The organism is Prevotella sp. 10(H), assembly GCF_000711235.1.
In the GTDB taxonomy this organism is placed as follows: Bacteria; Bacteroidota; Bacteroidia; order Bacteroidales; family Dysgonomonadaceae; genus Dysgonomonas.
Genome location: NZ_JOMI01000002.1, coordinates 323,854 through 348,437, shown reverse-complemented (window position 1 = coordinate 348,437; position 24,584 = coordinate 323,854). Strand labels below are relative to the sequence as shown.

The 24,584-nt window shown below is 38.6% G+C and carries 21 protein-coding genes; 8 read left to right on the top strand and 13 right to left on the bottom strand.

Annotation, left to right across the window (positions count from 1 at the left end):
* Nucleotides 1-5 precede the first annotated feature (5 nt).
* From K348_RS0105055 to fbp, 7 genes are all read right to left on the bottom strand, one after another.
* Nucleotides 6-989, bottom strand: coding sequence for a GSCFA domain-containing protein (locus K348_RS0105055; protein WP_029903567.1), 984 nt, complete (start codon nt 987-989; stop codon nt 6-8).
* Nucleotides 990-1,080: 91 nt separating this feature from the next.
* Nucleotides 1,081-2,550: a DUF6056 family protein gene (locus K348_RS0105050; RefSeq protein ID WP_029903566.1), complete on the bottom strand. Its 1,470-nt coding sequence runs from the start codon at nt 2,548-2,550 to the stop codon at nt 1,081-1,083.
* A gap of 77 nt (nt 2,551-2,627) precedes the next feature.
* Entirely contained in the window at nt 2,628-3,587 is a 960-nt protein-coding gene (locus tag K348_RS0105045; protein WP_029903565.1) for a hypothetical protein, read from the bottom strand.
* 504 nt (nt 3,588-4,091) lie between these two features.
* Entirely contained in the window at nt 4,092-5,291 is a 1,200-nt protein-coding gene (locus K348_RS0105040; RefSeq protein WP_029903564.1) for an acetate kinase, read from the bottom strand.
* 4 nt (nt 5,292-5,295) lie between these two features.
* Nucleotides 5,296-6,261 carry a 3-hydroxyacyl-CoA dehydrogenase family protein gene (locus K348_RS0105035; protein WP_029903563.1) on the bottom strand — a complete coding sequence of 322 codons (966 nt, stop codon included), beginning with the start codon at nt 6,259-6,261 and terminating at the stop codon, nt 5,296-5,298.
* An 81-nt stretch (nt 6,262-6,342) separates the two neighbouring features.
* Nucleotides 6,343-7,353 carry a phosphate acetyltransferase gene (pta, locus tag K348_RS0105030; RefSeq protein WP_029903548.1) on the bottom strand — a complete coding sequence of 337 codons (1,011 nt, stop codon included), beginning with the start codon at nt 7,351-7,353 and terminating at the stop codon, nt 6,343-6,345.
* Nucleotides 7,354-7,645: 292 nt separating this feature from the next.
* Nucleotides 7,646-8,686 carry a class 1 fructose-bisphosphatase gene (gene fbp, locus K348_RS0105025; RefSeq protein WP_231496747.1) on the bottom strand — a complete coding sequence of 347 codons (1,041 nt, stop codon included), beginning with the start codon at nt 8,684-8,686 and terminating at the stop codon, nt 7,646-7,648.
* Between the two features lie 196 nt (nt 8,687-8,882).
* Between fbp and ybeY the strand changes: the two genes are divergently transcribed.
* Both ybeY and K348_RS0105015 read left to right on the top strand, forming a co-directional pair.
* On the top strand, nt 8,883-9,302 hold the full coding sequence (ybeY, locus tag K348_RS0105020; RefSeq protein WP_029903541.1) for an rRNA maturation RNase YbeY: 420 nt from the start codon (nt 8,883-8,885) through the stop codon (nt 9,300-9,302).
* A gap of 4 nt (nt 9,303-9,306) precedes the next feature.
* Nucleotides 9,307-10,230, top strand: a complete 924-nt coding sequence (locus tag K348_RS0105015) for a YeiH family protein (RefSeq protein ID WP_029903539.1) — start codon at nt 9,307-9,309, stop codon at nt 10,228-10,230.
* A 137-nt stretch (nt 10,231-10,367) separates the two neighbouring features.
* Here K348_RS0105015 and K348_RS0105010 read toward each other — a convergent pair whose 3' ends face one another.
* Nucleotides 10,368-10,757: a hypothetical protein gene (locus tag K348_RS0105010; RefSeq protein WP_029903533.1), complete on the bottom strand. Its 390-nt coding sequence runs from the start codon at nt 10,755-10,757 to the stop codon at nt 10,368-10,370.
* Nucleotides 10,758-11,085: 328 nt separating this feature from the next.
* On the opposite strand from K348_RS0105010, the gene K348_RS0105005 reads away from it, so the two are divergent.
* From K348_RS0105005 to gltA, 3 genes are all read left to right on the top strand, one after another.
* Nucleotides 11,086-11,880, top strand: a complete 795-nt coding sequence (locus tag K348_RS0105005) for a LuxR C-terminal-related transcriptional regulator (protein ID WP_029903532.1) — start codon at nt 11,086-11,088, stop codon at nt 11,878-11,880.
* 263 nt (nt 11,881-12,143) lie between these two features.
* Nucleotides 12,144-12,926 carry a sulfide/dihydroorotate dehydrogenase-like FAD/NAD-binding protein gene (locus K348_RS0105000; RefSeq protein WP_029903530.1) on the top strand — a complete coding sequence of 261 codons (783 nt, stop codon included), beginning with the start codon at nt 12,144-12,146 and terminating at the stop codon, nt 12,924-12,926.
* A gap of 137 nt (nt 12,927-13,063) precedes the next feature.
* On the top strand, nt 13,064-14,542 hold the full coding sequence (gene gltA / locus K348_RS0104995; protein ID WP_029903528.1) for an NADPH-dependent glutamate synthase: 1,479 nt from the start codon (nt 13,064-13,066) through the stop codon (nt 14,540-14,542).
* 73 nt (nt 14,543-14,615) lie between these two features.
* On the opposite strand, the gene K348_RS0104990 is transcribed toward gltA, so the two are convergent.
* The gene (locus tag K348_RS0104990) at nt 14,616-16,061 is read right to left on the bottom strand and encodes an alpha-amylase (RefSeq protein ID WP_029903526.1); all 1,446 of its coding nucleotides are present in this window, start codon (nt 16,059-16,061) and stop codon (nt 14,616-14,618) included.
* 356 nt (nt 16,062-16,417) lie between these two features.
* On the opposite strand from K348_RS0104990, the gene K348_RS0104985 reads away from it, so the two are divergent.
* From K348_RS0104985 to K348_RS0104975, 3 genes are all read left to right on the top strand, one after another.
* The gene (locus tag K348_RS0104985) at nt 16,418-18,199 is read left to right on the top strand and encodes a biotin/lipoyl-containing protein (RefSeq protein WP_029903524.1); all 1,782 of its coding nucleotides are present in this window, start codon (nt 16,418-16,420) and stop codon (nt 18,197-18,199) included.
* 80 nt (nt 18,200-18,279) lie between these two features.
* The gene (locus K348_RS0104980) at nt 18,280-19,062 is read left to right on the top strand and encodes a DUF5040 domain-containing protein (protein ID WP_029903522.1); all 783 of its coding nucleotides are present in this window, start codon (nt 18,280-18,282) and stop codon (nt 19,060-19,062) included.
* Complete coding sequence (locus K348_RS0104975) at nt 19,062-19,685, top strand: 4'-phosphopantetheinyl transferase superfamily protein (RefSeq protein WP_029903519.1); 624 nt, start codon at nt 19,062-19,064, stop codon at nt 19,683-19,685. Before K348_RS0104980 ends, K348_RS0104975 begins: the two co-directional genes overlap by 1 nt.
* A gap of 27 nt (nt 19,686-19,712) precedes the next feature.
* Here K348_RS0104975 and pepE read toward each other — a convergent pair whose 3' ends face one another.
* The 4 genes from pepE to eno form a co-directional block, all read right to left on the bottom strand.
* Nucleotides 19,713-20,420, bottom strand: a complete 708-nt coding sequence (pepE, locus tag K348_RS0104970) for a dipeptidase PepE (protein ID WP_029903507.1) — start codon at nt 20,418-20,420, stop codon at nt 19,713-19,715.
* 62 nt (nt 20,421-20,482) lie between these two features.
* The gene (locus K348_RS0104965) at nt 20,483-21,508 is read right to left on the bottom strand and encodes an N-acetylmuramoyl-L-alanine amidase (RefSeq protein ID WP_029903506.1); all 1,026 of its coding nucleotides are present in this window, start codon (nt 21,506-21,508) and stop codon (nt 20,483-20,485) included.
* 100 nt (nt 21,509-21,608) lie between these two features.
* Nucleotides 21,609-23,114 (bottom strand): hypothetical protein, encoded by a 1,506-nt coding sequence (locus tag K348_RS0104960; protein WP_156032782.1) that lies wholly within the window; start codon nt 23,112-23,114, stop codon nt 21,609-21,611.
* A 109-nt stretch (nt 23,115-23,223) separates the two neighbouring features.
* Nucleotides 23,224-24,519, bottom strand: coding sequence for a phosphopyruvate hydratase (gene eno, locus K348_RS0104955; protein ID WP_029903502.1), 1,296 nt, complete (start codon nt 24,517-24,519; stop codon nt 23,224-23,226).
* Nucleotides 24,520-24,584 lie beyond the last annotated feature (65 nt).

Sequence of the window (24,584 nt, the reverse complement as noted above, 5' to 3'; positions counted from 1 at the left end):
TGTTCTTATGATATCAGGTCTTCTAAACCTGATATTTCGTCGCTACAACAAATGTATGGATATTTCTCGTCGAAGGCTTTAAGCTTTAACAAAGTTTGCCTTAAAAAATGCTTATACTCATCTGTTTCAGTATTAAACGGGCGATGATTAAGAGCAAGATATATCTTATTCCACTCTTCGACAACAGGATATGTTTCGGCTTCGAAATATGTATTCGAAAACCTTTCCCATATATATTTGATTGCTGTAAAATTGGGATGCACCATGTCGTCGTAATAAAATCGGTAATCGCGAAGTTCGTCGAGCACGATCTCGTATGACGGGAAATAGTGAAGAGAATCGCCTTTCTTCATCAGTTCGTCTATAGCAAGCAGCAGAGTAGCTTTACTCAATTGATTTTCATGTGCCCCGTCTTTCATGTGTCGTATAGGGCTTACGGTAAATATTATTTGCAGAGAAGGATTTATTTGCCGTAACTGCTTTATCAAACTTTCCCAATCAGCAACAATATCTTTTACCGACAAGCGGTACCTGTCAAAATCAGACGCCGGTAGTTTATGGCAGTTCCCGACAACCATATCTTTTTCTTTTGAACGAAAGACATAAGACGTACCGAATGTAATAAATAAGATATCTGCCGAATAAAGATCTTGTGAAGATTTTTCCAATCCGCTGTTTATCTTTCCAAGGCATCTGTTTTTATCCGTATCCGAAAAAGTACTGTGATGATAAAAGCTATGATAAAGTCCTTTATATTCGAAAATATCTTCTTCTGCAAATCTCTTCTTTTCCATAAGCAGCCTCAAAGCCTGACTTATAGATTGGGGATTATACAATACCCCGAAAGGATTAAGGTTTACATTGAATTTATTCCTGATAAGCTGTTTTCCAATATTCTCTATAAAACAAGAGCCGAGCATTAAGATTCGGCTTCTGTGAGATATTTTCAGATCGGATTTAGGTATTTCTATTCTGGTTCTGAAATCCATTCAATAATTATTTATGGGTTATACAAAAATAGAAAAAGCTTTTGGTTTCTATGTTTTCAGCAAAGAATAAATTAAACTGAAAAACACATTATCATTTTGCACTGTTCAGTATTGAGTCTTGCCGAGCCTTCATCTCGAGATATTTCGGATTTATTTCTGTAGAATCTTTTCCCCACCGGTCTATAATTATTGCTGAATTTATGCCATGGTATAAGCAAAAAACTATCGTCTTCCCATCTTTTTGATCATTAGGCCATTCGTGATAATGGAATCTCTGAGAAACAACAAGCTGATTATCGAACACAAAATCTTTCAAACCCAGTTTTTTGCCCTTTTCAATGATTTCCTCACGCTCTTTATCCACACGATCTATTTCCCGTACAACTTTGTACTTTTGGGCATAATCGACGCATGAAGCAACCGTTGCCACGACAATAACCAGAATACTTACACTCCGCACCCATTTATTATCCATGCTTAAGTTTGCAAATGCCAAACCAATCAGTATAATGAAAAGGCAAATAAGGCCGAATAAGGCTCTTTCGGGAAATGTCGGGGAAGCAATCATAGCAAAAAGAGCTATGTGAGCCGAGATGAATAAGAGCAGTAATATGGAAGTGAACTTATCCGGTTTTTTATTCTTCCCTTTTATGTAATAATAAATTATAGCTACTAAAGATGTAATAGAAAACGTCAGTAAATACCTGCGATAATAAAACCATATATGCTGAAGACGGGCTATGATAGTTTCGATAGAAAATAACGATGCCGAAGCAGATTCTGCATCCAGTTCTTTCTCGTATCTGACCGCATTGCCGGGTGATAATAATAAGAACAGCGAACCAATAATAAATCCGGCTAATCCCCAGTAAACCCATTTTGGGATAAAAATATTTTGTCTCTTCATTAAGAAAATCAGTACTAGGATACAGAAGATTATTGCAATCACCATATTTTCGTTTGTCCAGCCGGCTATAATGCCAAATACGAAGAGACCGGCTGCTTTAAGCAAATTCTCTTTGCCATTTTCCTTCATATAGAGCACATGAAATGGATAAACAAACAATAGAATGATAAGAGTACACCACATATAATTTGCACTACCGGTAATCCAAAACATTGTAGAGGCAAACATGGGCTGAAATAACCAGAAAATAGTGCAAATAAGCAAAAACACAAGGACATTAGTTTTCTTTCCGACAATTGAATACTTGTACATCAGGAACATAAGGGAAATATATACTAAAGTATTTAATATATCCTGCCATATCATATCGATGTTTAGCAATGTTTGTGCAATTACATGGGCAACTGTACGCCCTCCCCATTGCATATAATGTGCATACTGGGATTCAAACAAGTCATGGAGGTTTGTTATTCTGCTACCATCCATATCCGCAACATTGGCCTTCCAGATGAATGCATAAAACCAATCATCTTCTACGGCAGGATATAGATAATTATATAAGAATATAAATCCCGTAATGGTAATTATAATCGCTGCTAATATATAAGCGGGGGCATTTGCCGCATTTAGTTTTTTAAAAGGTAATACTGACATAATTAAATACTTCTCCAAATTTTCTACGGAATCAAAAGTACTAAAAAATTATCGGACAGCGATATTAATCCGTTACACTATAATGTGTCCACAATATCATTCTGCTTTCTGAAGAAATTCATTCTTTCTATTTCACCACTTTGTGAAATCAATGAGGAAGCCCTTTTTAAGGATTGCATCCATTTCATGGAATTGGCAAATGTGGCATTATCGGTACTGGTAATATCATACATAGTAAATGCTCTTATTGTGCTTAAATTATAATTATCAGATCTCACATAAGAAAAGCCGGCTTCGAAGTTAAGGTTTGAAAGGTAAATCTGAGTTTTATTTCCCATACTGTTCATTCCTTTTGCAGCCTGTAGTTCAATATCGTTAATACATGCATATAAATCTTCTTTCAACAATTTTATATCCTGCTGAGTAATCAATCCTATACTCTCAAAATATTTTATGTCATCTACCAAATATTCGAATATTCTTTTATCGAATATATAATATGAATTTTTTATGTGCTGTATCCGGTTTGTCATATTACCCAGAATCTTCAATAACCTGTCGGTACCTTTCACATCTTCAAACTTTCTTATCTGGCTCTGATTGTCATATTGGTATATCCATTTGAAGAGATAAAATCGCGTTATATAATCATAACTTAAGTGAATAGCATCAGGTATGAGTTTGGCCGCTGTGCCCATTTCACTGTCAGGGCTATCTTTTACAAAATCCAGAAATTCAACAGTTTCGTTTATGAGTTTATAATCTATTTCCTCTGGGTTTGAAAAATTAGCTATTTTAAATACAAACGGCCTCTTCAGGCCCGATATTTTACTAAGGCTGTCTAAGGATAAATCCATTTTTTCAGAAATGATCGATGCTTCTTCAAGCGAAAAATGGACATCACCCCTCATCCTTCGGTATATGGCTTCTCTTCCCAGATAAAGAATATCGCTCAGTTTATTTACTAATTCAGAATTGTTCGGTATTCGGAATTTCAATTCTTCGATTAATTGTTCGTGCAGGGTCTTTTTATCCATAAGATTAAACAGAATCAGTTTAAAGTACTATAAATAGGATTGTTTTTATTACTTAATAGATCAATAGCATTTCAAAATGTAAACTTATAATTATATTTTAAAATAAAACGAATTTAAATTAAAATAATGGCTATAGAACTGCCTTTAAAAGGCTATCACACTAATTATTTGATTATTATGAAGGCCTCCGGTTATTTATATGGTTTTTGCAGTTTTTTAATAGCGTTTATTGATCAAACTTATATAAAAAAGAAAAGGTTGTCTCACGACAACCAATCTTCATTGTTAACCTTAAATCTAATACTATGAAAAACACATTACAAAGATAGGGGGCGTTTGGGAATATTCCAAATAATGTCATATGTTATTTTAACAGTTTAAATTAGTTTAACGGAGAGCGGGTAAACGTTAATTGAAATGTTAAATTACCTTGCAATTACCAAACAAATAAAAAACGGCTCAATGTTGAGCCGTCTATATAAATATCTGATTTTCAGATAATAATCATTTGTTTACAATTTCCATTGTGTCGGAAGCAATCATAAACTCTTCATCGGTCGGAACCACCATCACCTTTATTTTAGAATCCGGTGTTGTAATTACGGCTTCTTCCCCGAAGATTTTACTGTTTTTCTCCGCATCGAGTTTAATTCCTAAAAACTCAAGATCCTGACAGATTTCTTCCCTGAGATAAACAGCATTTTCTCCTATCCCTCCTGTGAAAAGCAGTATATCTACTCCACCCAGAGTAGCGGTATAAGCTCCGATATATTTCTTTATGCGGTATAGGAACATATCGTAGGCCAGTTTTGCCTTTTCATTCCCTTCTGCAATAGCAGCGCGGATTTCACGCATATCGGATGATACACCGGAAACACCCAGCAATCCGCTGTGCTTGTTTACAAGTGTAGAAATAGCCTGTGTGCCGATATTTTCTTTTTCCATGATGAAGGAAATAATACCAGCATCCACATCACCTGAACGTGTTCCCATCAGCAGACCTTCCACAGGGGTCATACCCATCGATGTATCGACAGAAACACCTCCTTTTATTGCAGCAAGTGAACCTCCATTACCGATATGCGCCGAAATAATTCGTTGTTCTTCATATGGAACTCCTAATATTTCACATGCCTTACGAGAAACATAGCGGTGACTGGTTCCGTGGAATCCATAGCGGCGGATAGCATATTTCTGATATAAAGAATATGGCAAACCGTACATATATGCCTTAGGCGGCATTGTCTGGTGAAAAGCCGTATCGAACACCCCTACCTGTGGAATATCACCCATCAGTTCCCTGACGGCATAAATACCGGCCAGATTCGGCGGGTTATGCAGAGGGGCGAGCTCTATACACTCTTCCATTTTCTTTATTACTTCGTCGGTGATGTACACACTACTATTGAATTCTTCACCGCCGTGAACGACACGATGCCCTACAGCATCAATCTCGCTGAGGGATTTTAAACAGCCGTATTTGTCACTGGTTAGCACACCGAGAATATATTCTATACCCGCCTGATGTTCGAGGATTTCACCTTCGAGTACTACTTTATCTCCTGTTGGTAAAGGGAATTTAAGAAAAGAACCTTTCAGACCGATTTTTTCGACAACACCCTGAGCCAAAACGTCGTTACTCTTCATATCGAAGAGTTTATATTTGATAGACGAACTTCCGCAGTTCAATACTAATATTTTCATACTATTAAATTAATTTGTTCGGACCAAGTTGTTTTCCATTCTCATCGTAAATATAGAATCCCCTGCCGGAAGATTTTCCAAGCTGTTTTGAGCGGTACAGACGCCAAAGAACAGGAGAAGCCTTATACTTCTTATCCCCGTATTCGTGGAACATATCTTCCATCATCATCACAAGCTTCTCAATACCTATAATATCCGCCAAATGGAAAATACCGTAACGCTGCCCGTAAATAATAGTAAACTCCTTATCTATATCTTCGATAGAAGCTACATTCTCCATCCATATTTCACAGGCTTCATTTAACATGATAATCATCAGACGGAAGCTGACAAGGCCGCTACTTTCATGAACAGCAATAGGTGTATACTTAATCATATGGGCAAACAGATATATCTTATCTATTGCCTCCTGTGATGTAAAAGTACCTCTCACTACTTCAAGAAGTCGGGCTTCGGTATGTGTAATCGGGAAATGCAGGCTTATACAACGTTCCTTATGAGTAAGTTCTGCAGCCAGTTCGCTGATGATAACAGTAGTAGCATTGGTAGCGATAATAGCATCGGGAGCCAGCACCTGTTCCAGATTCCTGAAAACTTCTTTACGCAACTCTATACTACGTTCCCCGTTAGCTTCATAACGAATACATTCGATAACGAAGTCGCAACCTTTAAGGTCATTATAATTCAACGAGCCTTTTATGCGCCCCATAGTTGCACGCTTTTCACCCTGAGTCAGGCCCCAGTTTTCGATTTTAGTATCGAGGCCGTGACCTATATCTTTAAGCGCTTCGCTTATCCTTTCTTCCGAAACTTCGATAAAAACGACTTCCATTCCGGATAAAGCCGTGAGGCTAACGATATGCCTACCGTCGCGTCCGCAACCGACTACCCCGATCTTGGAAAACAGCGATCTTTTCTTATGTTTACTGCTTAACCCGTATTCTTCAATAGGTTCTATGATTTCTGCCATAAGTAATTTTTATAGTGATAAATTATAAGTTATAAATTATGAGTTTTTACAAGCTACTCATAACTTTTCCCTTGTAACTGTTTATTTATTTTTTGCGGCAATAGCCTGATTAGCCGCTATGGCTACCATATTATATATATCGCTCACCGAACAACCGCGCGAAAGGTCGTTCACCGGAGCAGCCATCCCCTGAAGGATTGGGCCTACAGCTTCCGCACCACCCAGACGCTGAACGAGTTTATAAGCAATATTACCCACTTCGAGAGAAGGGAATACAAGCACATTGGCATGTCCGGCAACTTTACTATCCGGAGCTTTCTGATTTCCAACGGAAGGAACCAGAGCAGCATCTGCCTGAAGTTCACCGTCGATATTCATAGTTGGGTCTAGTTTCTGTGCAAGCTGTGTAGCCTCGATAACCTTATCTACCATCGGATGTTTTGCACTACCTTTCGTAGAAAAACTGAGAATAGCAACCTGCGGTTCTTCCCCAACAAGTGCACGTGCCGTATGGCCTGTAGCCACAGCAATTTCTGCCAGTTGCGATGCAGTAGGATCAGGGGTAACAGCACAATCCGCTACTACCAGCAATCCGTCTTTACCATATTGCTTCTGCGTAGTGAACATCAGGAAAGCACCGGATACCACACTGATACCGGGAGCTGTTTTGATAATTTGGAGGGCAGGACGAAGCACGTCGCCTGTCGTATTTTTTGCACCGGCTATTTCACCATCGGCATCACCGTTCTTTATCATAAGGCAGGCAATATAAAGAGAATCTTCGGCCAGCTTGGCAGCCTGCTCTATTGTCATCCCTTTTGCCTTCCTCAATTCAAAAAGAAGATTGGTATAAGTTTCCTTTTTGTCGTAATTCAGCGGGTCGAGTATCGTCGCCTTATCTATATTTTTCAGGTTTAGTTTTGCAGCCAGATTTTTTACTTCTTTTTCATTTCCGATAAGGATAATGTCTGCAACTCCGTCAGCCAGCAACTGATCTGCGGCTGTAATAGTCCTTTCTTCAGTGCCTTCGGGCAAAACAATACGTTGTTTATTCGCCTTCGCACGTTCTACGATTTGTTTAATTAAGTCCATATATATTTTATTTATTGTATACCCGCCCTAAAAAGATAAAAATTCCCTACATAAATAGTGTGCGCAAATATACTAAAAATGCAAACTTGAGTTTACATTTTTAGGGACAAATAATTAACTAAATGTGAAATTTGCTAAAAGACTTTTTATCGACAATTTAATACTATAATCCATAAACAGTTCCACATTTAACAGAATATACCAGACTATGAAAATATGACACGTAAGAATAATAAAAAAGAGTTGATTTTTTCTGAATCAACTCTTTTAGTTTTTATAAAGACCTCTTAATTCATTTATTTCCTTCCCTCTCTTCCGCTCTCGCAATAAAATCCTTTAGTTTTTCCACCATATTCGAACTGCCGCAATAGAACGGTGTGCGTTGATGTAACTCATTCGGCTGTATTTCCAATATTCTGTTCTTGCCGTCGGTAGCGCTCCCTCCGGCCTGCTCGGTGATAAATGCCATAGGATTGCATTCGTATAACAAGCGAAGTTTGCCCTTCGGTGATTTATGCGTAGACGGATAAAAATAGATACCGCCTGTGATAAGGTTCCTGTGACAATCCGAAACCAGACTACCAATATAACGCGCCGTATAAGGGCGGTCATCCTTTTCTTCCTGACAGTATTTAATATAATCTTTAACCCCCTGAGGAAAATGCACGTAATTACCTTCATTTACCGAATATATCTTTGCATTTTTCGGGCAGCGCATATCCGGATGCGACAGGTAAAAGCTACCGATAGCCGGATTCAGTGTGAAACCGTTCACTCCGCGACCTGTAGTATAAACAATCATAGTAGATGTTCCATAGAGAATATATCCCGCTGCTACCTGATTCACCCCCGGTTGAAGAAAATCTTCCATCGTTACAGGAGAGCCTATTGGTGATATTCGGCGATAAATAGAAAAAATAGTACCTACCGATACGTTCACTTCTATATTTGACGAGCCGTCGAGCGGGTCCATAAGTACTACATATTTATTATTATGTCCTTCGTCGAGCCCTTGTATCGTTATGAAGTTGTCGTTCTCTTCGGAAGCAATACCGCAGACAATCTCCCTATTCACCAATGTCTGTATAAATACATCGTTGGCATATATATCCAGTTTTTTCTGATCTTCTCCCTGTACATTGACACTTCCGGCAGTACCCAGAATGTCGACCAGTCCGGCTTTATTCACCTTATAGCTTACAACACGCGCAGCCAACAAAATGGAATTGAGCAGGCGCGACAATTCCCCTGTAGAATACTTAAAATCCTCTTGCCTCTCGATAATGAATTCATCGAGGGTTTTTCTTGCTATATTCTTCATATTATCTTTCATAATTATGTGAAGTTACTAATGCTTCAAAGATAAGTAATATTTATATCCTTTAGCCTTTTGTTAAATAATGTTTATTTATCAACACATAAACGGAATCTATGTTCACTCTTAAGAGAATTTCCATGCTTTTTTATGTGATTTCTATATCTGCTATTGATTTAAATCTACCTTTGTAAAATCATTAATCAAATCAGCTATGGCTATAATATATCAGGCAGAAGAAGTAAAACTTCCTGCGATAAAAAAACGTGAGACATCAAACTGGATTAAGTCTATTGCGACTACATATGGTAAAAAAACCGGTGAAATCGCTTTTATTTTTTGTTCGGATGAAAAAATACTGGAAATAAACAACCAATATCTGCAGCATGATTATTATACGGATATTATTACTTTCGATTATACGGAAGAGGATATAATATCGGGAGATATATTTATAAGTGTAGATACGGTAAAAAGCAATGCCAGCCAGTTCAAGACCGATTTTATCGATGAAATACACCGTATAATAATACACGGCATACTTCACTTATGTGGCATAAACGATAAGAGCCCGAAGGAACGAAAACATATGACAGAGTGCGAGAATAGGGCTCTCGAAATGTTGCAAAAATAAAGCTATGCAAAAGTATTTGGGCAAACTATACTACATCATTCCTATTTGCTGTTTATTCCCATTCTTTTCAGCACCGCTTGCACTGTTTTGCGGAATACTGCTTGCTGTATTTTATAAAGGTGAAGAGGTTGTAAAAACCGGAAAGCTGACAAAATATCTTTTGCAGGCATCCATTGTTTGTATGGGATTCTCCATGTCGGTGCATGATGTGGTGCAAACTGGGAAGTCCGGATTTATGATTACAATTGTTTCCGTTGCTGTCACCATGTTTTGCGGTATTGCATTAGGCAAGATATTGAAAGTGCAGAAGAATACGACGACACTGATATCGGGTGGTACAGCCATCTGCGGAGGAAGTGCCATTGCTGCTATCGCTCCGGTATTGGATGCTAAAAACAACGAAATCAGCTTTTCATTAGCAGTTATATTTGTTTTGAATGCGGTCGGCTTATTTATATTCCCGATTTTCGGGCATCTGCTTCAAATGGATCAGACACATTTCGGCTATTGGGCTGCCATTGCCATACACGATACCAGTTCAGTAGTAGGAGCATGCTCGGCATACGGCGAAGAGGCATTGCAGGTAGGCACCACTGTAAAACTGACACGTACATTATGGATTATACCATTGGCTTTGTTAATCGCCCTTTTCAATAAAAATAAAACAACGAAAATTAATATTCCGTGGTTCATATTTTTATTTGTAATAGCCATTATAATCGGCAATTATATTCCGGATATGGAAGAAACGAATAAACATCTCAGCTGGCTGGGTAAAAAAGGAATGATGATATCGCTGTTTTTTATTGGAGCATCGATAAATATAAAAGAAGTAAGGAAAACAGGCATTAATACATTTTTTCTGGGGATAATACTGTGGGCAATTATAGCAATACTATCTTATTTTTGGATTATATACGTCTTTTAAAACAAAAAGGGCAAATCTGTCCAGATTCACCCTCTCCATAGCTATTTGCATTTAGCTGTTGCAAAAGACTTCCCCAAAATAAATTGTAATTGTAAGTAAGCTAAGTCTTGTGGGAAAAGTTTTTTTGCCTAATAAACCTAACGTATATCGAATTCTCCGATAGCAAAATTTGTTCCGATAGCGTCTGTGAAAGCGAGAGCATATCTCCCACCGTTCCACCCGGAAGTATTTATCTCCATGGTGTTATCAGAACTACCCGGTAAAAACTGACGCAGATAAACAGGATATCCTGTAACATCATTTATCTTAATATTTACCTTTTTACCAGTAAAAAATTTTAATTTTATGCAATAATTATTTTGAAAAACATAATACGGCTTAAACAATGGAACTATTTTAGAAGCAGGAACAGAGATTGACTGTGATTTAATTGATCCTTTAAGGATTTTAACATCAATTTCCCAATCTTCATTCTCGTCAGCATGTCCCAAAACAGAATAAGAATTCAGGCTATTAAATGAATACATACATGTACTAATAAATAATGAAACAACGAACACACACAACAATACACAACATTTTTTCATAGTCTGATTTTATAGAGTGCGGGGCTGAACTTCTAAGTTCGACACAAAACTAGCAGATGGTATAGTTAAAAACAACGATTTTTTATCTTATATAGATTTTACAATAGAACCGATTTTATAAATATTACATTCATAATCAATTATGTTTTTTATTGATAATTTTGATATAGATTTTTTCATAAAAGAATTTAGTTAAAAAAAGTTGTATATTTAAATTTTTATATTTAACTATGAACTCTTTTTAGTTAATTTGAGAATAAAATCCCATATGTTGAAAGGCGCATTTTTCATACTTCTACTACTCATTTTTAGTATATGTAGTTCATGTACTTCAAATAATAATTACGAATTCTCAGTCAAAGGATTCGAAAAGGTAACAGAGATAGCAACAAGAAGCGGCATTAAGCTACTGGCATCAAGTACACAATCTGCAAACCCGAACAATTTTCAATCGTTACCAAATGAAGGTAATACAGACATTTCGATACAGATGCTCATTGCATGCGGTATTATTCTTTTGCTGATAATCGCCATATTCGGCATTATACATAAAGCTCATAAAAAAGATACAGAAAACAAAGCAGCTCTGGCAAAAGAACAGAAAAAGGTATTGCAATTACAAAATACACTGGATAAGCTCAACGAGAAAGAGGATTCATTCCGAAGAATACTTTTTCAGCACTTTGATATCTTTAAAAAAGTAGCCTTATTGAAAAATACCCTCAGGAATGAAGAAGAAAAAAAGCACGGTGCAAGATTACTAAAGAAAATGTACGAAATAGTATACAATCAGGACCGCCTCGACTGGAATATGCTATTTGACATTATGAACCAACTTTACAAAGGCTTCCCGGACGCCCTGCGCAAAAAATACAGTCATCTGGACGAAACCGAAATACGCATCTGTTGCCTCGAATACGGAGGACTGAACAATAGTCAGATTGCCGACATAATGGAGTTCAGCCTCAATACGATTCAAATGAAAAAATCCATTATCCGCAAAAAGCTGGGCATAGAAGGCTATGGAAATCTGGTGGAATTTCTCCATAAAAATGTTAACTAACAAATTATACCATATTTTATAAGAATATAATGTTCTTATAATTAAACTTTATCGTAACTTTGCCATTTCAAAAAAATAGCAATGTAACACATTATGGATAATTTAAACATTTATCCTCACATTCTTTCGGCAAAAAGGCGACATTTTATCGTTTTAACATTATAAAATCATACATTATAATAAATGTAAACACTTAAAGGTTCACCGGTCACTAAAAAACTAAGCATAACATCTAATATAAGTTCCTAAACCTGACATTCTGAATGAATAAAATTGTTGACAAAGAGTATTTCTCTGAAAATGTAGTAAAATTTGAGGTGGAAGCACCTCTCATAGCGCGAAGTCGGAAAGCCGGACATTTTGTAATTGTGCGGGTAGGCGAAAAAGGAGAGCGTATTCCTCTCACAATTGCTGCATCTGATGTAGCGAAAGGCACAATAACCATTGTAATACAGGCAGTAGGCGCCTCTTCGAAAAAAATCTGTGCGCTCAATATCGGCGATTATATAACCGATGTTGTAGGTCCACTCGGGCAAGCTACGCATATCGAAAATTACGGTACGGTTATCTGCGCCGGTGGCGGTGTAGGTATTGCACCGATGTTGCCGATTATCGAAGCCATGAAAAAAGCAGGGAATAAAGTTATTTCCGTTATAGCTGCACGTACAAAAGATCTGGTAATTCTTGAAGAACAAGTAGCGGAATATTCCGATGAAGTAATTGTAATGACCGACGATGGTTCTTATGGCCAGAAAGGATTGATCACAAACGGTATCGAAACGGTTATAAACCGCGAGAAGGTAGACCTTTGTGTTACTATCGGGCCTGCTATCATGATGAAATTTGTCTCGTTACTCACTAAGAAATACGAAATCCCGACTATGGCCTCATTGAACACCATTATGGTAGACGGCACGGGAATGTGCGGTGCATGCCGTATTACGGTCGGAGGCAAAACAAAATTTGTCTGCGTCGACGGGCCTGAATTTAATGCGCATGAAGTCGATTTCGACGAAATGCTAATGAGATTGAAGGCATATAATTAGTTACAGGTTACCAGTTACGGATTACAAGATGTAAAAAACGAGTATTACATTTGATGATTCGTAACGGATGCAAACAAACTTGTAACCCTCAAATTTTATTTACTCGTAACTTGTAATTCGTAACTCGTAACTAAAAAATGACAGAACAAGAATATATACTGGCAAGAAGAAGTGAACCGTGGAGAGAAGAACTCCGCAAAAGTGTGAAAGCCAAAGAACGCGGCGAGAGACCGCGTGTACATATGCCTGAACTGGATGCCGAATACCGCAGCCATTCCCTGAAGGAAGAAGTAAATCTGGGATTATCGGCAGATCAGGCCGTTTTCGAAGCAGGACGTTGCCTCGATTGTGCTAACCCTACATGCATGGAAGGCTGCCCTGTAGGAATACAGATACCGTCATTTATAAAAAATATAGAGCGGGGCGATTTCCTCGAAGCAGCGAAAGTACTGAAAGAAACCAGTGCATTGCCTGCTGTATGCGGACGTGTATGCCCACAGGAAAAACAATGCGAAGCAAAATGCATCTATATACAGAAAATGAAGAAAGAACCGGTAGCTATCGGTTATCTCGAACGCTTCGCTGCCGACTACGAACGCGAAAGCGGACAGGTATCCATGCCTGAAATGGCTCCGGCTAACGGTATAAAAATAGCTGCAGTAGGCTCAGGCCCTGCCGGATTAGCATTTGCAGGTGATATGGCTAAACTGGGATATGATGTCACAGTATTTGAAGCATTGCACGAAATCGGAGGCGTTTTGAAATACGGCATACCGGAATTCCGTCTGCCGAATAAGATAGTAGACGTCGAAATAGACGTATTACGCAAAATGGGTGTGAAATTCGTAAACAACTGCATTGTAGGTAAGACAATTTCCCGTGAAGATCTGTTAGAAGAAGGATACAAAGGTATATTTGCTGCGAGTGGCGCCGGACTTCCTAACTTTATGAATATTCCGGGTGAGAACCTTATCGGTGTTATGTCCTGCAATGAATTCCTTACCCGCGTCAACCTTATGGATGCATCTAATCCTGAAAGTGACACCCCTGTGCAAATGGGCAAAAAAGTAGCTGTTATCGGAGCTGGAAACACAGCGATGGATGCGGTACGTACTGCCAAACGCCTTGGTGCGGAGAAAGCATATATCGTATACCGCCGTTCGGAAGAAGAAATGCCGGCCCGTATCGAAGAAGTGAAACACGCCAAAGAAGAAGGAATTATTTTCCATACATTACATAATCCGCTGAGATACGAAGGCGACGACAAAGGCCATGTGCAACGTATGCTGCTTCAAAAAATGGAGTTAGGTGAACCGGATGCATCCGGACGCCGTAAACCAGTGCCGATCGAGGGTGCTACCGAATGGTTCGACGTAGATCAGGTAATCGTAAGTGTAGGGGTATCCCCTAACCCGCTTATCCCTTCTACATTTAAAGGGCTGGAAGTTTCCAAATGGGGAACAATCGTTGTCAATCAGGACACCATGCAATCAGCACTACCGGAAGTATATGCCGGAGGCGACATTGTACGCGGAGGAGCTACTGTAATCCTTGCCATGGGTGACGGCCGCAAAGCGGCGGTAGCTATGGATAAAGCAATACAATATAAAGAGTAAGTTTTAATATCTTAATAAAAAAATAAGATGACAAATAACTGTCATCTTATTTTTTTATAACTCATTAAATCGATTATCCTTTCTTTACCCAAACGGCAAGGTTTCCACCTTCTACAGTAAAAGTACCGTTTCCGTTTTCATCGATAGTTACTTCATCTTTTATATTGCCTGTAAATTCATACCAGACTTCACCTTTGCGGTTTTCTCCTACATTTATGGTTTTGAACCCTTCTTCTCCGTTCGACATAAGGAATACAAGTCCCGAGCCCGGATGCTTGTCATCCCCTGTACGGTAAAAACCGACTGTATTTGGATGATCAAAATAGTCTTGTTGATCTCCGTATGCAAATTTACGGCGGGCATCTAGCAAGATGTCTATAATCAGGTGGTGAGGCGACTGTTTATCACCTATGCTGTAATAATCCCCGTAAAATACACATGGATAACCTTCTTTCTGTAAAAGTATCAATCCATACGCAAGAGGTTTAAACCAGCCGTCTACCTGCGATTCGAGGGAACTGCCCCACTGGGAATCGTGGTTGTCGACAAATGTTACCGTCACTTCAGGGTGATTCTTCACAAGCGTGTCATCCATCAGATGCTGTAAATCATAATCCTTTCCTTTTTTAGATGCCTGATAAAAATTATAATGCAGTGCCACATCGAATAAATCAACCTTATAATCCAGAGCTGCCAGATAATCATTCAACGATTGCACATCTTTTCTCCAGTATTCGCCTACAGCATAAAATTCTTCGCCACGTTCCTTTCTGACCGTATCGAGGAAGTGCCCTATAAATTTGCTGTTTATATGTTTAATTGCATCCAGTCTGAATCCATCGAGATTAAGTTCATTCGCAACCCATTTACCCCAATTGCTTACATCTTCTATAACTTCGGGATGGTCGAAATCAATGTCGGCAAACATCAGATAATCGTAATTGCTATTTTCGCCGTCTACACCTTCAGCCCATGCTTTACCGTCTCCCTGAATCTGATAAATAGACACTTTTCCGTTTTCCTGATTGAAATCGGTTCCCGAAAAATGATAGTAATGCCATTTGAAGTTAGAATATTTATCGCCGCGGCCCGGAAAATCGAAGCCCGTCCAGCCTTCTATTTCATATGCATCCGAAATTTGTCTTTCGCGATCATTCGGGTCCACTTCCTTAACTAAAAACTTTTCGGTATAATCCGCTCCGGCTTTATGGTTCATTACCGCATCGAAGTATACGCATATCTGATTTTTTTGTAATTCTTCTATTGCCGCCTTAAGTTCTTCTTTTGTGCCGTATTTTGTCCTTACAGAACCTTTCTGATCGAATTCGCCTAAGTCATATAAATCATATATCCCATAACCGACATCATCGGAAGTCGTAGCTTTACACGCGGGTGGTATCCATACCGAAGTTACCCCTATTTCGTGCAGATGCTTTGAATCTTTTTTCAATTGATTCCAGAATTCACCTTTATTAGGAAGGTTCCATTCGAAATACTGTATCATTACCCCGTTCTTCATATCTCTATTTTTTCGTTTTATAAATTTATTTCTAATGTTAACGTATTTGCGGTTAAGAAGTTTTTAGAATACCTGCTAAAAATAGCTAATAAAAAATATCACTAACTTTTTATTGCTCACTTTTAACTCATTTGTGCAATATGGAAAAATGGTTAAGGAAAAGTCCGGTTATTATGGATTTTTTATGACAAATTGATAATTTTAATAATTGTTTTATTCTTATATTCAGATATAAAAAACTAAATTTGTAATGCAATCAAAAGGTTGATATACAGATAATGAATTAATAGATTTTAGAGCATGTATAAGATATTTTTATGCTGCTCTTTTTCAATATAACATCTTTAAAAACAGTCATGGGAAAAGAAATTAAATTTAGCCTTGTTTATCGTGACATGTGGCAGTCTTCGGGTAAATACCAGCCGCGTGTCGACCAACTGACACAAATTGCACCAGTCATCATCGATATGGGATGTTTTGCCCGTGTTGAGACTAACGGTGGCGCTTTCGAGCAGGTAAACCTGCTTTACGGCGAAAATCCGAACAAATCGGTTCGCGAATGGACTGCCCCATTCAATAAGGTAGGCATACAGACGCACATGCTTGAACGCGGCTTGAATGCATTGCGTATGTATCCGGTTCCGAAAGATGTACGTCAGTTGATGTTTAAGGTAAAAAAGGCTCAGGGAACAAATATAGCACGTTCTTTCGACGGATTGAACGATGCGCGCAACCTCGAATTGTCCGTAAAATATGCTAAGGAAGCAGGGATGATTTCACAGGGAACACTTTGTATTACACACTCTCCCATCCATACTGTTGACTACTACGTAAAATTTGCAGACAAGCTGGTGGACTTCGGCGCCGACGAGCTTTGCCTTAAAGATATGGCCGGTGTAGGCCGTCCTGCTTTCCTCGGTAAGCTGGTGAAAGCACTTAAAGACAGGCATCCTAATATTACAATCGAATATCACGGACACACTGGCCCGGGATTCTCCGTAGCTTCTATGCTCGAAGTAGCACGTGCCGGAGCCGATTATCTCGATACGGCTATCGAGCCGTTGGCGTGGGGTATGGTACATCCGGATGTGATTACAATACAGGCTATGCTGAAAGATGCAGGCTTCTCTGTTCCTGATATCAATATGAGCGCATATATGGAAGCCCGTGCACTGACACAGTCTTTCATCGATGATTTCCTCGGATACTGGATCGACCCTTCCAACAAGATCATGAACTCACTTCTTGTAGGTTGCGGGCTTCCGGGCGGTATGATGGGATCAATGATGGCCGACCTTCGCGGTATGCACTCTGCTATCAATATGGCGTTGCGCAACAACGGCAAGGCTGAAGTAACACTGAACGACCTCGTAGTACAACTATTCGAAGAAGTAGAATATATATGGCCTAAACTTGGTTATCCGCCATTGGTAACACCGTTCAGCCAGTATGTGAAGAATATCGCGCTGATGAATATCTTCGCTATGGCTCAGGGACAACCTCGTTTCTCCAACATCGACAAAGATAGCTGGAATATGATTTTGGGTAAGACAGGTACGCTTCCGGGTAAACTTGACGATGAAATCATTGCTTTGGCTAAATCAAAAAATCTTGAATTCTATACTGGTAATCCTCAGGATGAATATCCTGACGCTCTCGATACATACCGTAAGGAAATGGACGAAAAGGGATGGGATTACGGACAGGATGACGAAGAATTGTTCGAACTGGCTATGCACGACCGCCAATACCGCGATTATAAATCAGGACTGGCTAAGGAACGTTTCAATGCCGACCTTGAAAAAGAGAAAGAAAAAGCAGGCGCTCCTATCATTGTTACCCGTCAGGTAGTTGAAGTTCCTGCATTCGATGCAGAGGCTATCCAGCAGAAGTATCCGGACGCTAAGCCATTGCAAGCAACTGTAAGCGGTCAGGTAATCTGGCAGATCGATGTGGATGATGTATCTACCGCTCCGGTAATTGGTACCCCAGTGAAGGAAGGCGATACTGTTTGTTTCATTCAGACTTACTATGGTATACAGGAAGTGAAAGCCCTTTCATCCGGTAAAATCATACAAATTGAAACAAAACAGGGAGCTAAAGTGCAAAAGAACCAAGTATTAGCATATATCAACTAATATCTTATAATTAAATACTGAAAGGAGTTTTATGAAAGTAGAACTCCTTTTATTTTCTTCATTACTAAAGAAATCTTGCTGTGAAAAAACTATTGCTTTATCTGGTATTATCTGTTCTGACCATATCTATAACACAATGTCATAAAGGCTCATCAGAGAAAGACACTAAATACACCTTATTTATCACAGGAGCATCATTTGCATCAGCGAATAACGGCTGGTTTGAACTGGCATGTAAACATCTGAATGCAAAACCGATCAACCCTTCTGTAGGCGGTATGGCAATCGTAGACGCAGCTAATAAGATGTCGAACGGAGAACTATATACAAAGCAAGAACTCGAAAACATGGATGCATTTGTCATCATGCATGTACATAACAGAGAGGTCTTGGATACTGTCGGATTAAAGAATGATTATACGGAATATACAACTCCTTTCGACCGTTCTAATTATGCCACTGCTTACGATTATGTAATCAAACGTTATCTGACAGAATGCTATAATCTGAAATTCGATAAAGAATCCAAATACTATGGAACTGAAAACGGTAAGCCAGCCGTAGTCGTTCTTTGTACGCATTGGCACGATGGGCGGGTTACATTTAATTCTTCCATTCGCAAGTTAGGAGAAAAATGGGGCTTTCCTGTTGTGGAATTCGACAAATACATCGGTTTTTCGAAGAATCACCTGCATCCTGTAACGGAAACTCAATGGAGTACTTTTTACGCGCATAACAATGAATCTATTCATGGAGAAGAATTCGGCTGGCATCCGCATGAAGGAAAAGAGCAATACATTCAGCAACGCATGGCGGCTATCTTTACCGATATGATGAAAAAAGTTTTACCTTTGAAGCCATAATGCTTTATTACAAAGAATATATTACTCCCTCGACTTTACTCGGCGTGTGGAAGATTGAAGAAACAAAGGAAGAACTTCTGACGTCGTTAATCCATAAAGAATGGGTCAGTAATATATATTCGATTAAATCAGAATCCCGCATACTGGAAATCCTTTCCGCCAGATTGTTGATAAAAGAACTGACAGGCGAGGAAAAAGAAATTTTATATAATAATACAGGAAAGCCATATTTTGCAGATAACTCATCTTACATCAGCATATCGCACACCAAGCGATTTGTTGCTGTTGCCATCAATAAAGAAAAGCCGATAGGATTAGATATAGAGCAAATTTCGGATAAGATAAGACGTGTGCAGAGCCGCATTATTGGCCCTAAAGAATATGTAGATGAAAGCCATGAACTGGTGCACCTGCTATTACACTGGTCGGCCAAAGAAGCGATGTTTAAATTTCTCGATGCGGACAGCATCGATTTCAGGGAACATTTGTTTGTCAATAAGTTTGTACCTCAACAATCAGGAATATTTACAACTATGGAATCCCGCACCGATTCTCAACACAGATTTACGGCTTATTATAAGGTGGAAAAAGAATTTGTGATGGTTTGCTTAGAGGAAGCCTGAACGACTTCCCCCGTTAGCAAATATATATTACTTCATCAAAAAACTGAAATCATCATTTTTTGTCAATTCTTTCGAATCTTGTCCGTACTTAAATATACGGGCTGTTTTCATCCCTATCATTTTTAGAGTATCTCCTTCAAGGTTTAGCATAGTACCCTCGCGTAAACCGACAACATACATATCCTGATTTTCAGTAATAAATTCCCTAATGCGGTCTTCACGTGTTTCCCCGCCGTGTCCTTCGGGGTGAGCATCGAGATAATGAGGATTGATCTGGAAAGGTACGAGGTCTATAACATCGAAACCTTTAGGATCGATAATCGGCATATCGTTCGTTGTGCGAAGAGTGGGACAGGCCACATTCGAGCCGGCGCTCCATCCTATATACGGTGTGCCCGATTTTACCTTTTTGCGTATCGGTCCTATTATCCCGTTATCGCGCATCATACGCACCAACTTCCATGTATTACCACCACCTACTACAATAGCTTCGGCTTCTTCTGTGGCTTTTTTAGGATCGCTGAAATGATGAATGCTTACCACACTATGCCCTATTTCTGCAAAACGATTATTGACTTTTGCCTCGTATTCGTCGTAAGAGAAAGTAACGGCAGCGTAAGGAATAAAGAGAGCTTTTACAGGCTTGTCACCCAAAAACTCTTTAATATTGCTTTTCGGATAGTCGAGATAGGCTTCTCCCGGATTTGTTGAATTACTAATTAATAATAGTCTCATGATTTCATATTTTTATTGCAACAAATGTATCGATTTAATCTAAATAACAGGTGATAAATCTGCTAGTTTCCTTTTTTCCAACTTTCATAATCCTTTATAAATCCCCTGCACATCCAGTTGGCTAATGCCTGTCTGTTGTTCGGATCGAGAAACCGCCGCTGGTCGAAACTGTTTTGTATATTACCCAGTTCAGCATAGATGCCTACAGGTGAAGTGTTATCGAGCATATACAAACTACGTGGAGTAACCGTTCCTGTAAATCCGCGTGTGGGCTGATGTTTGTCATAGTGTTCGCTAAAGGTCTGCCTCATTCTGGTTGCCAGTTTTTTACCGGCCGTGCTGTTCTTTGCATGATAGAAAAAGACATCGAGTTGCTTATTCTGGCTCCGGCTGTCGACATGGATAAAGATTGCCCGTTTATATTTTTCTTTTGATCGTCGGGCAAGGCTGTTAATCTTATTACTGCGTTGTCTCAGTCTTTTTACCTGATTAAGAGGAATCGCTTCTCCCATACAGGTTTCACGGTTACTGTTAGCCAGATACCTGTCGTCACGAATACCATCGACTGCATCCTGAATAATCATATGAACGGTAGCCCCTTCTTCCATTAACGCTCTGGCAAGGCGCAAAGTTATATCATAAGCATACTCATCTTCATGAACTTCGTAACCGTCTATTTTTCCTACCGCACCCGGATCAGGACCTCCATGTCCGCTGGATAGATAAAAACAGGCGCCTTTAAGTTTATTGGATTTAACAGTATATTTTTCATAGTCTTTACCAAAGAGTTTATATGTCCGCGTTTTTCCGGACTGAGTATTTGTTGAAGAGTTATCTATTGTTTTCTTCTTATCGGATAAAGAAGGCAGAGTATAGCTTACACCTTTCAGAAGAGAATTCTTTTTACCGAATTTCCCTTTATTGAGTTGGCGAAAAAGATCATAGTGATCGTCGGCATTCCGCTTGTTACGTTTCAGAAAAGAATGAATCCCTTCTCCGTTTCGTGGTGTATCTTTATCCTTTTGCGCAAAAAGGTTGACGCTGGAAACAAAAAACAAAAAGAGAAGTATAATGTAGATCCGGTTCATAGGCTTCGACTTGCTGTGCCACAAATATAGTGAGATTCGTATTTAAAACAAAAACCGACAGAAGATTATACTGTCGGTTTTTTAGTTTTATGTTGAATATTTAGTAGTAGGTGATTTCTCTTTTTCTATAAGAACGAATCTCTGTTTTATCAATACTTCCATCCTCATTATAAAATTTATTTAGATTATATTGCTCAATCATATTTTTTTGGGTATCAAATCTTTTAATAAGGGCGGATTTCACATATGGTGTTTCATTAAATTCATTTATATCTCCTGTTAATTGATTTTTTGTCTTTTTCCCTTCGGAAATACTATATTCTTCATAATTAAACATATTGATAAATCCTGCCGGGTCAAGGTTATATACAGTTTTACTATATGGTTTTTCGCATATATTGTTTCCATCATACAAATAATTTAGAGCTGTTGCCGTGTTTTTAGTATCGTCATATGTTATTATTCGTATTGATTTATCAATCGTTTTGGGAGTGGTCGTTTCTACATTTTCATAATAAAAATATTCGTCATACAAAGATGTTATCCTAAATTTTGAATCATATTCATACTTGAAATAACCTTCTTCTCTGAGACTACCAAATCTAGGAACATTATTAATATATTCTATAAATTCCCTTCTAAAACTAGTATATTCAATGCAAACACCATTCGAGTCAAAATTCATAATCTTCTTAGTGATAGGATGACCTGTTTCCAAAATATTATCTTCATTGTCCCAGACCAATTCTCCATCTGTATAAACAAATTCTATTAAAGATTTTGCATTACCATTAAGCTGGTAATCAGAATATTTTGAAACTCCATATGCATTTGAACGGGGTATAGTTTCTTCTCTTATTGTAGACCCTCCAGAAGTTCCATCATAGTATTCGATTGATTGCTCATAATAATCTGATATCTGATTATATCCCATAGCATTCAAATGATTTCCGTAAAACAACACTGCATTACTTTTTAAATCTATTTCCTTTATGTATTTATACTCTCTTTTATCAACTAAAGTTTCCGACTTTTTCTCTTTGGGTAGATAAACACTAATACTTTCTGTATTTATTCTTCCGTTCTCATCCAATACATAATTATATTTTTGTTTAGGCGTTAGCCCGTCACTATTAACTTCATATTCAATTCCAACAGCCGTTTTATTTTCTTCATCAAAAGTATATATTGTCTTTGATACCCTGAAATTATATTGGGTATAAGTATGTTCTGTGAGTCTGTATTTTTCATCATATGTATATAATTGTTCTGTTGATAATTTAAACCTGTATTCATATTCGCCAGCTTCGGAAATAGAAACAAGCTCTAGGGTGTATCCGACAGCTTTAACAAGAACTCCGTTTTTATCAAAATAATATCTCTCCTTCCGGCTGGGCCTTTTAGTATCAATGTTACCGCCTTCTATATTATAATACACCCGCTCTACCGACTTTACATCTGCTTTAAGATCATAATATTCCAGCTTATAACCTACATATTTAGTGTAGTCTTCTTGCGGCTCTTCCACAATCACCTCCGTATCATCATCATTACCGCACGCAACAAATGCAAAAAGAATAAAAAATAAAAAGATTAGTTTTTTCATAGTATTTATAGTATTAGCTCCACACATATTTATAAATTAAAAGTTTGTAAGTGAAAGAAAAAAGGTCGGCACTTGAGTGCCGGCCTTTTCTATATAAAGAGTTTACTTCTTATTTTGTACGTTGTACACGCTTCCAACCGTAAACAGCTTTGTCTCCAAGTTCTTCTTCGATACGGAGAAGTTGGTTGTATTTAGCCATACGGTCTGTGCGGCTAAGCGAACCTGTTTTGATCTGACCTGAATTTGTAGCAACTGCGATATCAGCAATTGTAGCATCTTCAGTTTCACCCGAACGGTGAGAAGTTACGCTTGTATAACCTGCACGGTGAGCCATTTCGATAGCATCCAGAGTTTCTGAAAGTGTACCGATCTGGTTTACTTTGATAAGGATAGAGTTACCACATCCGCTTTCGATACCTTTCTGAAGGAATTCAACGTTAGTAACGAACAAGTCGTCACCTACAAGCTGAACTTTGTCGCCGATAGCGTCTGTAAGTTTTTTCCATCCGTCCCAGTCTCCTTCATCCATACCGTCTTCGATAGAATCGATAGGATATTTTTCAGTAAGTTCCTTAAGGAATTTAACCTGATCTGCGATTTTACGTTTAGCAGCTTTCTTACCTTCGAATTTAGTATAATCATATACTTTTGTTTTCTTATCGAAGAATTCAGAAGCAGCACAGTCAAGCGCGATAGTGATATCTTTGCCCGGTTTGTAACCTGCAGCTTTGATAGCAGCAAGGATAGATTCCAAAGCATCTTCTGTTCCTTCAAGAGCCGGAGCAAAACCACCTTCGTCACCTACAGCAGTGCTAAGACCACGGTCGTGAAGAACTTTCTTAAGAGCGTGGAAAACTTCCGCACCCATTCTCAAACCTTCTTTGAAAGATTTTGCACCTACAGGGCGGATCATAAATTCCTGAAACGCGATAGGAGCATCAGAGTGAGAGCCACCATTGATGATGTTCATCATCGGAACAGGAAGGGTATATGTATTGGTACCGCCGATATAACGGTAAAGCGGCATTTCAAGGTAGTTAGCAGCAGCTTTAGCTACAGCAAGAGATACACCAAGAATAGCATTTGCACCAAGTTTAGATTTAGTTTTTGTTCCGTCCAATTTAAGCATCTTATTATCGATTCCTCTTTGGTCAAGAGAAGACTCACCTAAAAGAGCAGGAGCAATAACTTTATTTACATTATCTACAGCTTTAACTACACCTTTACCACCGTAACGTTTTTTGTCACCGTCGCGAAGTTCCAAAGCTTCGTTTTCTCCTGTTGAAGCACCTGAAGGCACAGCAGCGCGGCCAAGCACACCACATTCAAGCGTTACGTCAACTTCGATTGTAGGATTTCCTCTTGAATCCAAGATTTCACGTGCGAAAATTTTCTCGATTCTCATTGTTCTAATTAATTTAAAAATGAATAATATTTCGTTTTTTCGTTTGCTGAATTTGACGCACAAAA